We start from the raw sequence: 14,448 nt of genomic DNA on the forward strand, positions 1-14,448 counted from the left end.
TCCCCGCCCGAACGTGGATGAAAGGCGTAACGGACAATCTTCTTTGCCTCGCCATCCTGATAACGGGCATTATGAGCCCAGTCCGCCCGGCACCGGAAAGACTTGGCTGGCCTGCGCCTTCGGACGTCAGGCCGCCCGGCTCGAATCATTCCGTGCTCTACCTGCGCATGCCGCGTCTGTTCGAAGATCTCGCCCTGGCGCGTCGCGACGGCCGCTTTCCCCGTCTCATCGACAAGCTGGCTCGGGTGCAACTGCTCATCCTTGACGACTGGGGCACCCACAGCCTGACCGACCAGCAGCGTCTCGATCTGCTGGAAATCTTCGAGGAACGCTATCGCCGGAAATCAACGCTGATCACCGCCCAACTGCCGATCGCCCAGTGGCACGCCATGATCGGCGAGCATGAGAAAGCAAAAAACACCGCCGCCCTTGACCGGCGCCGAAAACGGCGAAATCAATCGCAAATGACTTCAACCAGGCAACCGAGCGCCGACCCCATCCTGCTGTCCGCGAATTAGTGAAACTGCTGTCCCCGATTTAGCGGAACGACTGTCTCGTTTTTGCGAAATACGCACGTCCGACGCAGCTTGCGTTGACAGAGGCGGTTTTACGCGCAATAGCACTTCCGCTCGGCCTATTTTTGTGGAGTTCAATTGTGGTTCGGCCAAGGGCGCTGGGCGCCGGACCGGCCCCGTGTAAAGAGAGAGAGACCCTGCATGGAAGAATTCTTACCGCGCATCGCCACTGGTGCCGGCATCGGCCCGGCTCTCGCAGAGAAGGCCGTTGGGTTAATGCTGGGTTTCCTGCAAAGCCACGCGGCCGACGGTCCCGTTGCCCGCATGATCGAGGCCATTCCGGGAGCTTCGGAATTAGTAGCGAAGTATCATGGCGACGACCCAGAGGGTGGCGGCCTTATGGGGCTCGGCCAGCAATTGATGAGTGAGGGTCTCAGCATGGCAAAGATCGCCGGCCTCGCCAACGAGACGATCGCCTTCACCAAGGAACGTGTCGGCGACGAACTCGTGGACGAGGTCCTCAATTCAGTTCCTGGCCTTCCCCAGTTCGTCTAATCAGCGGCAGCCGGGGGCGCATGACCTCGTGCGCCCGTACCGGCCGTTCTGCGCAGTAGGCATTCTCCGCCGAGCTTTCCGTACCGATCTCGCCAGACCACCAACCGCCGGGCACGCGAAGCGAGCGTTGGAGTACTTCATTCGTCTATTCCAAAATCGACCTCAGGCGAATCGATGTGTATAATTTCTGGCGGTAAGGGTTTATCCTGAACGCTTTCGATGAAGCCCGCGAGATAAGCAAACGTATTGTATTTCTCGAGGACCAACCGCTTCGCCTCTCGTATTGCGCCGCGACGCTCCTTCCAGAGGTCCGAGTTGATGATTTCTTGAATTTTTTGGATTACGTTCTTGTCCTCTGGGTCAATCAGAACCATTGAGTCCGAAGGGAAGAACCTCGTGATTGCCGGGCTGCCGTAATAGATCGGCATTGTTTCAGCAACGAAGCAGTCCATAAGCTTCTCTGTAAAATAGTAATCAGCACGAGTATTCTCGAAAGCTATACTGTAACGGTAAGGTGCGAGTGCGTTCCATTTATCTCCAATCAGCCGAAAACCTCGGCCGAACAGGTCAAAATCGAGCTCCTCTCTCAGCCGTTCCAGAAACGCCAGCCGATATCGATGCCCTTTAAGCAGGGCGATGTTACTGGTAATCCATGAGAGCCGAAGCGGCTTGTCCACGACTTCGCTGACCAGAAGTTGGTCATATGTCTTGTTTACAGACCAAGACCGAGTGATAGGTGGAGCCAAAACGAATCGGCGCCCTGCATTCTGCCGAGCAGCCAGCTCTGCGTCAGACGTCAGGACGATAGTATTTTTCCCCTGCCCTTCATGAAATGCGCGATGAGCTTTCGTCGGCGGTTCGCCGATTGCAAAAATTGTCCTGTTTGGGCTCGCCTCGATATCAACAGGGAGCCCAAAAAGAGAAGCAGAGTTAAAGACGATATGCCAATCGGGCACGAAGGATGTCGTGCGTACAAAAGCGACATTGTTCCAGATTCCACTGCCCTTTGGAGTGAGATGGTGGATTGCATCATCCAAAACGCCCCAAGAATCCAGACATGTAGCAACAATGGGCGCCGGACGTTCCGTCAACAATTTGGCCAACAAAGCAGTTCCACCCCATTCACTTCCGTTGGACCGGGAGCAACTTGTGCATCGGGCGCAACACCTCTCTGCGCCTGAAATAGCTCGCGATCCTGATCGATATCAAACACACGATTCTGTGCGACTTCGCGCCATTCGACAACTCATCTCTAAGACCGCGGGAATCCCTTCACTCGTGAAGGTACTCAATCGCCATTCCGGATTGCGGTAACATTGGGCAGCATAAACCTGCCGGGACCCGCCGTCGAGGCAATTGTCGCTTTGCACTTAACCAGGTTCTTCCTCACTTTGTGTGGTGATCAGGCCGGTTGAGTGGCAGCATGCGTGCCCTAAGGAGTTCGGAGCCCGCTCTGCCGTACATCGCACGCTTGATCGTCTTCAGGCGGTTGATCTGCCCTTCCGCCTGGCCGTTGCTCCACCGTAATTCAATGGCATTGCGAACGGCGTCAACGTCACGGCGTAGGACCCGAGCGAAACGCGTGATGGCGACGAGCCCGGAGTTGACGGCATCCTCGATCCAAGTGTCGAGCTTGTCCAATTCACAGGCCCCGCAAAATGCCGCGGAAGCGCATGGCAAGCCTGCGCATCGTGGCAAACTCATGTGATCCTTGCTTCAGGACGTCGACCTTTCTCGCCTGGTTGATCGTCAGCATACCCCGGGCCTTCATGCAGAGGGCCGCGGCGACTACCGGCGAGATCACATGGCCGGTCGCCGGATCCTGGATGGGGACAGCATCGCGGGCTGGTTGATGGCGTATGATCGAAGCAGGCGACGCACTGTCCTCGCCCGTCCTCTCGGCGCGGCGCCAGCTTGGGAGAAGCCGCTCCAGATTCGAGAAACTGCCCGTGTAGCCGCGCTGTTTGATATCGTGGAACAGGTGTCGTCCGCAGCGATTGCCGTCTCTCCAGGACTGGCTAAGAAACGCCTCGAAATATAAGGGTGACGTCGGCTCGACGCGGCCCTGCGTCGGTCGGGTGGCGTGTCGAAATTCAGCCATTTGGCGATGCTGCGCCGGCCGTAGCCGGTACGACGGGCGATCTCGGAACAGGACAGCCCTTTCCTTGCGCAAGGCGTGAACCATTTCGAACACCGTCTGCCGCGATTGTCGATGAGCGTGGCGCACCCGGCGCCGATGCGTTGCGTCAACGTGCGGATCATCCTGCATCAGATCGACTTGCGCGCTCCCGATACCCTTATCGGGCAGCAATGCAGGCCCCGTGGCGCGGCCCGAAAGGCTCATCTGCTCCTCGATTGCGACCAGCAGATTCTACATGAGATGGAACCGATCAGCCACCTGGCGCGCTTGCGGTGCACCCTCGCGAACAGCTTGCGCATAGAGCCCGCATCGGTCTCGGCTCACGATCTCGACGGAAGGGTGCCGCTCTAGCCATTGCGACGCACTCGCCACGCTTCTGTCATCCAGGATGTCGACAACCGAATGGCGCTCCAGGTCCACGATCATCGTGCCGTAGCGCCATGATCGCCGCCAGCTCCAGTCATCGATGCCAACGACCCGAATGGTGGAGTTGCTGTGAGCGACCGCGGCATCTCGCTTCAGCTGCCACAGGATAGTGTCGTCGCAGACCGGCATGCCGAGCCGTCGCATCAAGCGCTCGCCGGGACGGCCGCCGGTGCTATGGCCGAGCAGACCGACAATCTCCGCGACCCTCCAAGGGGAAGCAATCGTCGGCAGACGGTCGGTGAATGTTTGTCGTTCACATTTCTGATGTGCGCACCGCCAGCGGCTCAACCGAGGCTTCACCGTCACGGTCTTGCCCTGGACCGGCAGATTCTGAAGGCTGCGGTTGGACCAGCCATGCCGACTTCGGGTCCGTCGTCCGCAATCTGGGCAAAATGCCGAACGCCGGTCCGGCAGCGGAAACAAGCCAACTGTCATCATCAGTGAGCGCGACACCCCGTATTTTAGCCCCTGGGCCGCGTGACCATTTTGTTTTCGTTCGCATGCCCGCACATAGCGGCATCCCTCGCCAACGGCGAATGAACCACACAAAGTGAGGCAGAGCCCCATTAACTGCCAAGCGACACGATCCTTGGCTGCGTACCCGTCCTCGACGATTCCCTCGGAGCATCATTCCTGGCTAGTCCTTTTACCCGGCCATACGCGATCAGCCACTCACGGCCCGGACGAAATGCGCAAAGCTGGCCGCCGCACGTCACAATGCGCAGCGCCTTATTTGGACGATGCTGATATTTTTTCTTCAACGATTGGTCTCAATGCGAAAGGGCTAGGCCGATCGTTGCCTGGCCGAGCGCCAGACCGCCGTCGTTTGCGGGAATGCTTACGTGCGCCAGCCCCTCCAATCCTGCGACTGTGAGCTCGGCAAGTACGCCTTTGAGCAGCAGCCGATTCTGGAAAGCGCCACCGGACAGTGCGACCGTGCCGACGCCGTTTTCGTTAGTGAGTCCGATGGCCTTCCGCGAGATGATCTCTATCAGCGTCCTGTGGAAGCGCGCAGCAATCAGCCCGGTTTCGGCGCCCAAAGCCTGATCACAAAGAAGCGCTTCCCACAGACCTTTCCAGGAGATAACCGGTCCCTTCCGCGAGGTTGCTGGCCAAGCCTCGGCCGCATCCATGAACGGGCTGGCGAGCGCCTCCATCTCCATGCCGGCTTGCCCCTCGTAGCTCTGGCGCTCCAAACAGATGCCGAGGACTGCCGCGCAGGCATCGAAAAGCCGCCCCGCCGAGGAGGCAAGCGGAGCATTGACGCCCCTCTCGATCATCCGGTCCAGCACCCGAAGCGGCTTTTCGGCCAAGGCGGGGACGAAGGGCCGATCGGCAGGAAGCTTGGCCAGGAAATCCGGACCGAAAGCCGCCCGCAGATGCGCATAGGCATTGCGCCACGGCTCGAGGCTGGCCTTGTCGCCGCCGGGCATGGCGACCGGCTCGAAGTATGCCAGCCTCCGGAACCCTCGATAGCCGCCGAGCAGGAACTCGCCGCCCCAGATCGTGCCGTCATCGCCGTATCCGAGACCGTCGAGGATAATGCCCAGCACCGGCGGTGCGTCGATTGCGCGGCCGTGCTGGGCAAGGCACGAGGCGAGATGCGCGTGATGGTGCTGGACCTGCACAAACCTCGCCGCGGTCTCACGGGCAAGCTCCATGGCAAGCTGGGTCGAACGGTAGCCCGGATTCCGGTCGGCCACAATGAGGTCCGGCTTCGTGTCGAACAGGCTTCGATACAGCCCCAACGCCTGCCTCCACGCGTTCTGGTTCTTCAGCTCGTCGAGGTCGCCGAGATGCTGCGACAGCAGCGCGTTGCCGTCGCCCGCCAGGCAGAACGCGGCCTTTAGGTCGCCGCCCGCAGCCAGCGCCCTGACCGGGCCATCGAAGCCCGCCGGCAGCGCCAGCGGCTCCGGCGCGAAGCCGCGCGCGCGCCGCAACACCGAAATGCCGTGCCCGTCGAATCGCACCACGCTGTCGTCGAGCCGGTTGACAATCTCGCGGTCGTGCATCAGCCAGAAGTCGGCGATCCCGGCAAGCTCCTGCCGCGCCTCGTCATTGTCCGTGCATTGCGGCTCGCCCGAACGATTGCCGGAGGTCATCACCACCGGACCGTCCAGCGCCCGCAGCAAGAGATGATGCAACGGCGTGTAGGGCAGCATGAAACCGAGCCGCTCGTGCTGCGGCGCCACGCCCGCCGCAACGCCGCAGCTGTCACGGCGCTTCACCAGCACGATCGGCGCCGCTCGGGCGGCAAGCGCCACGCGCTCCTCGCCCGACAGCTCCGCGAATTCGGCAAGCTGCTCCAAGTCGCGCGCCATCAGCGCGAACGGCTTACCGTCGCGCTTCTTGCGGGCGCGCAGCTGCGCCACCGCCGCTTCGTCCGTCGCGTCGCAGGCGAGGTGGAACCCGCCGATGCCCTTGATCGCGACGATCCGCCCTTCCCCGATCAGCGCCGCCGCCTCGCGGATCACCGCCTGCGGGCCGCCGCCGACCACGACGTGGTCTGGACCTTCCAACCAGACGCGCGGGCCGCAGGCCGGGCAGGCGATCGGCTGGGCGTGATAGCGGCGGTCGGCCGGATTTTCATACTCGGCCCGGCATTCCTCGCAGGTCGAAAATCGTGCCATAGCGGTCGAGCGGCGGTCATAGGGGATAGCCTTGACGATTGACAGACGCGGCCCGCAATGCGTGCAATTGGCGAACGGGTAGAAATAGCGCCGGTCCTTGGGGTCGAGCACTTCCGCAAGACATTCCAGGCAGCAGGCGGCATCGGGCACGATGCCGGTCTTCACCCGCCCGCCCGCGCTCGCCGCTATGGCGAAGCCGCCCGCCGGCCGCGGCCCCTCAAGCGTCGCCGTCTCGATCCCGTCGATCCGCGCCAACGGCGGGCATTGCGCCTTTAGCCTGTCCGCGAAGGTCTCGAACTCGGCATCGCTGCACCACAGCGCGATCTCCACGCCTGCAGCATCGTTGCGGACGTGACCCGATAGCCCCATAGCGGTCGCGATGCGCCACACTGTCGGCCGGAAGCCGACGCCTTGCACCAGCCCCGTCACCCGGACCAGGCGTCCCTCCACTGCGGGCTCGGCGAGCGGCGGGCCCATCAGCGCACCGTGCACACTATGCACGGGTCCAACGACCGCACGATGTGCTGGACTGCAACCGGCTCGGTCTCGCCGAGCCGCACCGGCGCACCTTCGAGCGCCAGCTCCAGCGGGCCACGATTGCCGGCCCAGTCGCGTGGCGAAAAGTTCTGCAATGCGTAGAGCAGGTCGATCTGCGCGTGGTGGCGGCGACGAACCGCGATCTGGAGAAAGAGCTGCACCCCGTTCTTCAGCGTGAGCGTGAGGTTTTCCGGATGACAGAGCTTGGTGATGTACTGGTAGATGCCGGCCTCGTTGATGCCGTCGATGGTGTCATGCGCGTCGGTGTAGCCCGAGATGATCATGCGCACGATGTCCGGCCAGCGGGTGCGCGCCTGCTTCAGGAACTCGGTGCGGCAGGTGCCGGCTATGCGCTGGTCACACAGGATGATCTGGATCCATTCCATCTCCAGGATCGAGCTGGCGGCCTTGGTGTCGCTGGCTACGTGGACATCGAAATCCTCGCTCAGGACGCGCCGTTGCGCCTCCAGCGAGCGGATTTCGTCGTCGACGATCAATATGCCCGGCAGGTCGCTCACGATGCCTTTTTCCTTCCCTCCCGGCCGGCCTGCCAGGCGACGTCGCGGTGGCGGGCGATCGTCACTGGGGTGCGCGACTTCGGCACCTTGTGCACGAAATTATGCCGCGCGACGTGGTAGCTTGGGTCGAAGCCATAGAAATTGCGGCGCATCCGCGAAAGCTCCTCCTCGCGATAGGCGCAAAGCGGCTTGGCCGCCTCGTCGGCTGCGCGCCGGGCTTGTTTTTCGGCGAGCAACCCCGGAAACTCTTCGCTCCCGGCCAGCGCGGCAGCCGACGCCCTCACTTGCGCCGTGAACAGCTCGCTTGCCCCCGCGAACACCCGGTTGGCCAGATTCAGATTCAGCGCCTCCTTCGCGCCCATCGGCAGGCGCGCTGCCGCGATCCGGCGGGCATTCTCAGTCCCGCAGCAGCTCGGCAGGAGATAGGTCCAGAACTCCGAGCCGTAGAGATTGCCCATGTCCTTGTAATGCGGGTTGAGGATGACGCTCGAGCGCATCCAGAGCTGGTCGGTGCTGCGGGCGAGAAACACGCCGCCCGCTGCCGCATTTCCGGCAAGCGCTGCTACGGTGATGTGGCTTGTCGTGCGGATGATCGCATCGGCGAGGTCGTCGATGGCATTGATGTTGACCCAGGAATCGTCGGCCGCGCTGTCGGCCGCCTCGATCCGGTTGAGGTCGAGCCCGTTGGACCAGAACTGCGGCCCTCCGCACAGCACGATCGCCCTGGTCGGACGCTCCGTCGCTTTTGTATAAGCGTCCAAAAGTCTTCGACAGGCGTCCTTTCCCATTGCACCGTTATAGAAGGGGAAGTGCAGATAGCCGACCGCAGCTTCTTCTTCGTAGATGATGTCCTGATAACCGCCCGGTGAATTGAGCGGGATCTCCGGCAGGTCTGCAACTTCCTTCGCGAAGACCATGGTCGCCGGCAGCTTGAACGGGTGTGGCGAATTGGGATGCCGGACATGGCCGATCCACAACGCGCCGTCGACGGTGACGATGGCGATCGCCGGCCCGCTTCTGGCGGCGACCACTCCCGGCTCGGGGAGCGATATCTTGCCCCGTTCACCCCGCGCGAGAGGCAAGTCACCCCCTGGTTCACGTGCGTCTCGCGCGTCGAAAAGGAAGACCGTTTCGCCGAAAAGTTCGTCCCGCACGCCGGGCGCGCCGTCGGCTGCTGCGATATTCTTCAGCACCGTTTCGGTCGTGTCGGCAGCCCAATCGATCCGCCGGTCCGCCTGTTTGATCGCGTCCCGCCACCGGCCCAGCGGCGCTACAGATTGTTCTTCCAGGGCAATCGGCTTTTCGCCCTGCTCGAACCGCGCGATCGCTTCGAGCACCGCCGTCACCGCCGCGTCGGTCACCTCGTTGCTGTAGAGGCTCGATTTCGTCGCCTTTCGCATCGCGAAGGTGGCGCTCGCCCAGACCGGCCCCGCATCCATTTGGGCCGCCGCTTCCAGCACCGTGACACCCCACTGCGTCGCCCCGTCCACCATCGCCCAGTCCAGCGCGGAGGGGCCGCGGTCGCCGACGATGCCTGGGTGAACGATCATACAGCATCGATTTTCATAGACTTCTTTCGGGATTGCCCGCTTCAGAAACGGGGCAATAACGAGGTCCGGCCGAAACAAATCTACCGCCTCCATGGTCCGCTCGTCGTTGACGTCCATCTCGACCGAGACCTCGTGTGCGTGCTCGCCAAGCGCCACGAAAATCCTCTGACTCAAGGCGTTGAAGGCGGTGACGAGAAGCAGAATGCGCATCTTCAGCAGATCCTCGGGAGCTGTTCCCCGGCGATCCAGTCGACCATGCGCATACCGCCAAGTCTCGTTTTCATCCGCACCAGCGCATGCTGGTCTGTGACGACTTCGCCAATGATTGCGGCATCCCGGCCCATGGGATGAGCGCGTATCTCGGCGAGCAAAGTCTTCGCGTCTTGCGCCACGCAGATGGCGATCAGCTTGCCTTCGTTGGCAACATTCAGCGGGTCGAGGCCGAGCAGTTCGCACGCCGCCGCGACCTCCGGCTTCACCGGAACCGCCGCTTCCCGGATTACCATTCCGACCTTGGACTGCTGCGCGATTTCGTTCAGCGTCGCCGACAGTCCGCCGCGCGTGGGGTCACGCAACACCCGGATACCAGGAACGGAGCCAAGCATCGCCGCCACCAGATCGTGCAGAGCTTGGCTGTCGGAGATAATTTCCGTTTCAAAATCAAGGTGTTCGCGCTTCGACAGGATTGCGACTCCGTGGTCGCCCATGGTGCCGGAGACAAGGATTGCATCGCCCGGCCGGGCATTGCTTCCGGAGATGTCTGTGCCGTCCGCCAGCACGCCAACAGCGGTCGCGGAGATGAAAACGCCGTCGCCTTTGCCCTTCTCCACCACCTTGGTGTCGCCCGTAACCACGGGTACGCCTGCTTCCCGGGCGGCAAAAGCCATTGAAACAACTATTCTTTCCAGTTCGGCCAACGGAAAACCTTCCTCCAGGATGAAGGACGCGGACAACCAGAGCGGCCGCGCGCCCATCATGGCGACGTCGTTAATCGTGCCGTGGACCGCCAGTGCTCCGATATCCCCGCCCGGAAAGAACAGAGGCGAGATGACATGCGCGTCCGTTGCCATCACCAGGCGTCCGCAGACGGTGCCGAGCAGGGCCGCGTCGTTAGCCTGGGCCAGGAACTCGTTGGCCAGATGTCTTTGAAAAATATCCCGAATCAGCTCGGCCATCGCGCGGCCGCCCGCGCCATGCGTCATGTCCACCGCGCCGCGGACCGACGAGGTGGTGACGGCTAGGCTGGGATCGTTCGCGCTCATTATTCCGCCGCCTCCAACAGCTTCGGCTCGCGGAAACGGCCATAGGTCCAGTAGGCCGCGCAGGCGCCTTCGGAGGAGACCATGCATGAGCCAATCGGGTTCTGCGGCGTGCACACGGTGCCGAACAGCTTGCAGTCGGTCGGCTTCTTCACCCCGCGCAGGATCGAAGGGCATTCGCAGGACTTCACCTGGCGCGAAGCCTTGACCGACAGCTCGAAACGCTTCTCGGCGTCGAAATCGGCATAAGCGTCGCGGATGCGCAGGGCGCTGTAGGGCACGGTGCCGAGGCCGCGCCAGTCAAAGGTCTTGCGCAGCTCGAAGACCTCGCTCACCAGTGCCTGCGCCTTGAGGTTGCCCTCCTCGGTCACGACGCGGGTATATTCGTTCTCGACCTCGTGCCGGTCTTCATTGACCTGCCGGATCAGCATCAGGATGGACTGCATGACGTCCAGCGGTTCGAAGCCGGCGATGACAACCGGCTTCTGGAATTCCTCGGCAAAGAATTCATATGGCTGCGAGCCGATCACGGAGGAGACGTGCGAAGGTCCCAGAAACCCGTCAATCTTGACGATGCCCAGTTCCCGCACTTCCGGCGATTCAAGAATGTGAGAGATCGCGGCCGGCGTGAGCACATGGTTGCAGAACACGCTGAAATTCTTGAACCCCTCGGCTTGCGCCGTCTTGATCGCGACGGCCGTCGGCGGCGTCGTGGTTTCGAAACCGATGGCGAAGAAGACGACTTGCCGCTCGGGGTTTTCACGCGCGATCTTTAGGGCATCGAGCGTTGAATAGACCATGCGGACATCCGCTCCGTCCGCCTTGGCGCGGATCAGGCTGCGTTGCTTGGTGCCCGGCACGCGCATCATGTCGCCGTAGGTGCAAAGGATGACCCCGTGCCGCTCGGCGAGCTCCACCGCATCGTCGAGGCGAGAGATGGGAAGCACGCAAACGGGGCATCCGGGTCCGTGCACGAAATGCACGTTCTGCGGCATCAGGTCCTGCACGCCGTGGCGAAAAATCGCATGCGTGTGCCCACCGCAGAACTCCATGAAATGGTAGCTCTTTTCCGGATCAGCCTCGATCGCGATGGCGCCGGCGATGGTCTTCGCAAGCTCCTGGTCGCGATATTCGTCGACATATTTCACGCCGAAATCTCCTCCAGCCCCTCCTCCAGCACGCCCGCTTCGGCCATCAGCTGCAGCGTGCGCTCGGCCTCCTCGGGGCTCACCTTGTGGAGCGCATAACCGACATGGACGAGCACGAAATCGCCAAGCGAAACGTCTGCCACCAAAGCCAATGAGATGCGCTTCGTGACCCTGTCGAACGCGACCACGGCCATGTCGTCATCGAGCAGTTCAACGACGCGGGCGGGAATGGCCAGGCACATCAGGCTGCTCCGAGCTCGGCCGCCCGCCGATGGCCGACTAGCGCCATGGCGCGGACCGCGCCGATCCAGGCCGTCCAGTCCGACATCCCCTCGCCCGTGCGCGCGGAAACCCTCAGCACCTTGATCCGCGGGTTCACCTTTCGGGCGTTGGCGATGCAGGCCTCCACGTCGAAGTCGAGATGCGGCAACAGGTCAGTCTTGTTGAGGATCATGAGATCGGCGGCGGCGAACATGTCGTGATATTTCAATGGCTTGTCCTCTCCCTCGGTGACTGAGAGCACCACCACCTTGTGTGCCTCGCCTAGGTCGAAGCCCGCCGGACAGACGAGGTTTCCCACGTTTTCGACGAGGAGCAGGCCTCCTTCGGCAAGGTCGAGGTGATCTGCGGCATGGCCGACCATATGCGCGTCGAGGTGGCAGCCCTTGCCGGTGTTGACCTGGATCGCGGGCGCGCCGGTGGCGCGGATGCGGTCGGCATCATTGGAAGTCTGCTGGTCGCCCTCGATCACGGCGATCGGCAACTTGCCCTTCAGTGCCTCGATCGTGCGGCAAAGCAGCGTCGTTTTGCCAGAGCCGGGGCTGGAGACGAGGTTGAGCGCAAGCACGCCGCGCTCGGCGAACATTTTCCTGTTCGCATCGGCATACTCGTTGTTCTTGGAATGGATATCCTTTTCCAGCTTGACCATCCGCGCCTGGCTCATGCCCGGCGCACGGGTGCCACCGGGGCCCGAGCCACAATCGTGCACATGATCGTCATGATGGGGGCCGCGATCATGATCGTGGTGGTGATCATGATCGTGGCCGTGATGATGGTGATGGCCATGCGCCTTGCCCTCGATCCGGACGGCGCCCTCGCCGCATCCGCAAATAGTGCACATCAGCTCACCTCCAATTCCCTGATCTTCATTTCTTGGCCGCCGGTCACCTGCAGCTGATGGCTTCCGCAGTCCGGGCATGGATCAAAGCGTGCCGCGATCGGCACGCTCTGGCCGCAAGGCATGCACCAGGCCCTGCCTTCCGTCTCGACGATTTCCAGCCTTGCGTCTTGCGCCAGAGAGCCACGCATGACGACATCGAAGCCGAACTTCAGCGCCTCGACCTCGACAGCGGATAGCCGCCCGATTTCCATGCAGACGCGGCCCACCTTCCGAAAATCCTGTCTCGCGGCCTCTTCCTCGATGATGCCACGGACGCTCTCGCATATCGCCATCTCGTGCATCAGCGGAGCCTGATATCGTAGCCGACGCAGGGGTCGATGGCCCGGACCAGGAGATCGGCCTGGACCGCCAGATCTTCACGTCTGGATGCAGCGAGCGCCGAAAGCGAGCTCGCGGCAATGCCGCTCTCGGCGAAATGAATGCTGGTCGGAGCCGTGATGGCGTAGTCGGCGATTCGGTCGTCGTTCAAAACAATCCGATGTTCCAGCCGGCCGCGTGCTGCCTCGGCGAAGGCAGTAGCAGAGCGGCCCCCGTTCTCGTCGCGAAAGACTTCGCGCGTAGGCACTTCGGACCCCTCCGCGACATCCCGCAGGGCCGCGAGCCCTCCGGCGATCTGCGCCGGCAGCGTCGATGCCTCGACCACGCGGGCAGCCAGCCGCGCGGCCAGGCCGGCTCCACCGTTTTCGGAAAGGAAAGCGCGAACGAGCGGCGCACCAGCCTGCCTGGCGAGGCAGCTCGTGTCGGCCGACGTTTCCTTCGGCAAATGTTCGTTTCCCCCGTTTGTCGTTTCGGGGTGGCCTATCATGGCCCAGCCCCTTGCCAAGACCGGGGCGATGAGACGGGCCGCAATCGTGCCGCGCTCCATAGCCCACTGCGCGAACGCATCGCGATCCATCTCGCCAAGCGGCTTTTCGCCTTCGTAGACCACGGACTGCGTTAGATGGCTCGCTTCGGCGGCCGTTTCGGCAGCGTCCGCGCCCGGAATCCCCACGCACACGCCGGGAACGAACGCATTCCCGCCTGGAAAAAGTGCCTGCTTGAGGCGCTGCGGCAGGCGCATAGACCGGCGCAGGGTTTTACCGTCCGCAGGCTCGCCCGCGAGACTGGCAGTATCCAAGCCAATGCGCAGCAGGTGCTCGCGCAGCGTTTCGGTAAGCACAAGAAGCCGCCGCGCTTGCTTCGTGCGCCGGTCCGTCCCGATCTCCAGGGCCGCCTCGGCTGCCTCAACGCTCGCCGCCGACTGCGCAATACTACAGACACTGAACAGCGAACCGATCGCCGAGATGACCTCCGTCACCGGCCGGGCTCGCACGATCGGGCCAAGCGCAACCGGGCGCGGCGGCGTGACGATGGCTTCCATAACGCGACCGCCATCGCAGACGAGATCGATGGAGACGCGGCCATCAACGCTCATGCAGCGGTCTCCTCCTTGTCGCCCAAACCGAACAGCCAGCGGCGGGTCAATTTCGCCGGCTGGGAGCTCGCGGGTGTTCCGGCAGTCTCAACCTCGTCCAACGCGCTTGCCTCTTCCTCAGGTAGCCGGCCTTCCCAGACACGGATCATCTCGCCGTCTTCGTCTTCTTCCGCCTCACGGTTGAACAGTTCCGCAAGCACCTGCCGCGCGGCCTCTTGCGCACTCTCCTGGTCGGCGAATTCGAACATCGGCGAGAACAGCGAGCACATGCGGTAGCAGCCGAGCTCCTCTTCATAGGCCCGGAAGAACTCGAACCGGCCCGCCGGGAATGATGCATGCTCCTTCGTGCCCGTAGGCACGCGCGGGCGCGCTTGCCCGTCGCCAAATGGTAGAAGCACGAGGTTCATGAACCAGGGCGTGACAAGAACCGCGAGCCATTTGCCCTGCCACTGCCGCACGCCCACCGCGCTGACGCAAAGCGCCGGATTGAGGATCGGAATTCCTGCCATGGCCGTCCGTTCGATCCGCTGAAACACGAACTCTAGATGGGCAGCGACGGCTTGCGAATGATCCATG

The 14,448-nt window shown here is 62.6% G+C and carries 13 protein-coding genes and 1 pseudogene; 2 read left to right on the top strand and 12 right to left on the bottom strand.

All coding sequences use genetic code 11. From position 1 onward, the window contains the following. The first annotated feature begins 152 nt into the window (after positions 1 to 152). Both NKJ32_RS23400 and NKJ32_RS23405 read left to right on the top strand, forming a co-directional pair. The gene (locus tag NKJ32_RS23400; RefSeq protein ID WP_352579643.1) at positions 153 to 518 is read left to right on the top strand and encodes an ATP-binding protein; all 366 of its coding nucleotides are present in this window, start codon (positions 153 to 155) and stop codon (positions 516 to 518) included. Between the two features lie 198 nt (positions 519 to 716). After that, positions 717 to 1,070: a hypothetical protein gene (locus tag NKJ32_RS23405; protein ID WP_023679095.1), complete on the top strand. Its 354-nt coding sequence runs from the start codon at positions 717 to 719 to the stop codon at positions 1,068 to 1,070. 137 nt (positions 1,071 to 1,207) lie between these two features. Here the strand turns inward: NKJ32_RS23405 and NKJ32_RS23410 are convergent, their stop codons facing one another. The 12 genes and pseudogenes from NKJ32_RS23410 to hybE form a co-directional block, all read right to left on the bottom strand. After that, the gene (locus tag NKJ32_RS23410; protein WP_198023618.1) at positions 1,208 to 2,173 is read right to left on the bottom strand and encodes a glycosyltransferase family 10 domain-containing protein; all 966 of its coding nucleotides are present in this window, start codon (positions 2,171 to 2,173) and stop codon (positions 1,208 to 1,210) included. A 283-nt stretch (positions 2,174 to 2,456) separates the two neighbouring features. After that, positions 2,457 to 4,138, bottom strand: a pseudogene (locus NKJ32_RS23415) (ISL3 family transposase). A 268-nt stretch (positions 4,139 to 4,406) separates the two neighbouring features. Then, a complete protein-coding gene (hypF, locus tag NKJ32_RS23420; protein WP_352611125.1) occupies positions 4,407 to 6,743 on the bottom strand; it encodes a carbamoyltransferase HypF in 2,337 nt (778 codons plus the stop codon). Then, positions 6,743 to 7,321: a response regulator gene (locus NKJ32_RS35545; RefSeq protein ID WP_023679098.1), complete on the bottom strand. Its 579-nt coding sequence runs from the start codon at positions 7,319 to 7,321 to the stop codon at positions 6,743 to 6,745. Before NKJ32_RS35545 ends, hypF begins: the two co-directional genes overlap by 1 nt. Next, complete coding sequence (locus NKJ32_RS23435) at positions 7,318 to 9,081, bottom strand: enoyl-CoA hydratase-related protein (RefSeq protein WP_352642970.1); 1,764 nt, start codon at positions 9,079 to 9,081, stop codon at positions 7,318 to 7,320. Before NKJ32_RS23435 ends, NKJ32_RS35545 begins: the two co-directional genes overlap by 4 nt. Before the next feature lie 2 nt (positions 9,082 to 9,083). Continuing rightward, on the bottom strand, positions 9,084 to 10,133 hold the full coding sequence (hypE, locus tag NKJ32_RS23440) for a hydrogenase expression/formation protein HypE (protein ID WP_352642968.1): 1,050 nt from the start codon (positions 10,131 to 10,133) through the stop codon (positions 9,084 to 9,086). Continuing rightward, positions 10,133 to 11,278, bottom strand: a complete 1,146-nt coding sequence (hypD, locus tag NKJ32_RS23445; protein WP_023679101.1) for a hydrogenase formation protein HypD — start codon at positions 11,276 to 11,278, stop codon at positions 10,133 to 10,135. Before hypD ends, hypE begins: the two co-directional genes overlap by 1 nt. Continuing rightward, positions 11,275 to 11,520, bottom strand: a complete 246-nt coding sequence (locus NKJ32_RS23450; RefSeq protein WP_023679102.1) for a HypC/HybG/HupF family hydrogenase formation chaperone — start codon at positions 11,518 to 11,520, stop codon at positions 11,275 to 11,277. The genes hypD and NKJ32_RS23450 overlap by 4 nt, the downstream gene beginning before the upstream one ends. Then, positions 11,520 to 12,398, bottom strand: coding sequence for a hydrogenase nickel incorporation protein HypB (hypB, locus tag NKJ32_RS23455; protein WP_352642966.1), 879 nt, complete (start codon positions 12,396 to 12,398; stop codon positions 11,520 to 11,522). Before hypB ends, NKJ32_RS23450 begins: the two co-directional genes overlap by 1 nt. Then, positions 12,398 to 12,739 (bottom strand): hydrogenase maturation nickel metallochaperone HypA, encoded by a 342-nt coding sequence (gene hypA, locus NKJ32_RS23460; RefSeq protein WP_023679104.1) that lies wholly within the window; start codon positions 12,737 to 12,739, stop codon positions 12,398 to 12,400. Before hypA ends, hypB begins: the two co-directional genes overlap by 1 nt. Continuing rightward, the gene (locus NKJ32_RS23465) at positions 12,739 to 13,872 is read right to left on the bottom strand and encodes a hypothetical protein (protein WP_023679105.1); all 1,134 of its coding nucleotides are present in this window, start codon (positions 13,870 to 13,872) and stop codon (positions 12,739 to 12,741) included. Before NKJ32_RS23465 ends, hypA begins: the two co-directional genes overlap by 1 nt. After that, positions 13,869 to 14,447, bottom strand: coding sequence for a [NiFe]-hydrogenase assembly chaperone HybE (gene hybE, locus NKJ32_RS23470; protein WP_023679106.1), 579 nt, complete (start codon positions 14,445 to 14,447; stop codon positions 13,869 to 13,871). The genes NKJ32_RS23465 and hybE overlap by 4 nt, the downstream gene beginning before the upstream one ends. Position 14,448: the final 1 nt, after the last annotated feature.

The sequence above is a fragment of the Mesorhizobium sp. M0159 genome (assembly GCF_040322295.1).
Taxonomy (GTDB): Bacteria; Pseudomonadota; Alphaproteobacteria; order Rhizobiales; family Rhizobiaceae; genus Mesorhizobium.

Coding starts and splice junctions, on each gene's coding strand:
- NKJ32_RS23405 (WP_023679095.1), top strand. CDS start 717: ATGGAAGAATTCTTACCGCGCATCGCCACTGGTGCCGGCATCGGCCCG.
- hypB (WP_352642966.1), bottom strand. CDS start 12,398: ATGTGCACTATTTGCGGATGCGGCGAGGGCGCCGTCCGGATCGAGGGC.
- NKJ32_RS23450 (WP_023679102.1), bottom strand. CDS start 11,520: ATGTGCCTGGCCATTCCCGCCCGCGTCGTTGAACTGCTCGATGACGAC.
- NKJ32_RS23465 (WP_023679105.1), bottom strand. CDS start 13,872: ATGAGCGTTGATGGCCGCGTCTCCATCGATCTCGTCTGCGATGGCGGT.
- hypF (WP_352611125.1), bottom strand. CDS start 6,743: ATGGGCCCGCCGCTCGCCGAGCCCGCAGTGGAGGGACGCCTGGTCCGG.
- hypE (WP_352642968.1), bottom strand. CDS start 10,133: ATGAGCGCGAACGATCCCAGCCTAGCCGTCACCACCTCGTCGGTCCGC.
- hypA (WP_023679104.1), bottom strand. CDS start 12,739: ATGCACGAGATGGCGATATGCGAGAGCGTCCGTGGCATCATCGAGGAA.
- NKJ32_RS23435 (WP_352642970.1), bottom strand. CDS start 9,081: ATGCGCATTCTGCTTCTCGTCACCGCCTTCAACGCCTTGAGTCAGAGG.
- hybE (WP_023679106.1), bottom strand. CDS start 14,447: ATGGATCATTCGCAAGCCGTCGCTGCCCATCTAGAGTTCGTGTTTCAG.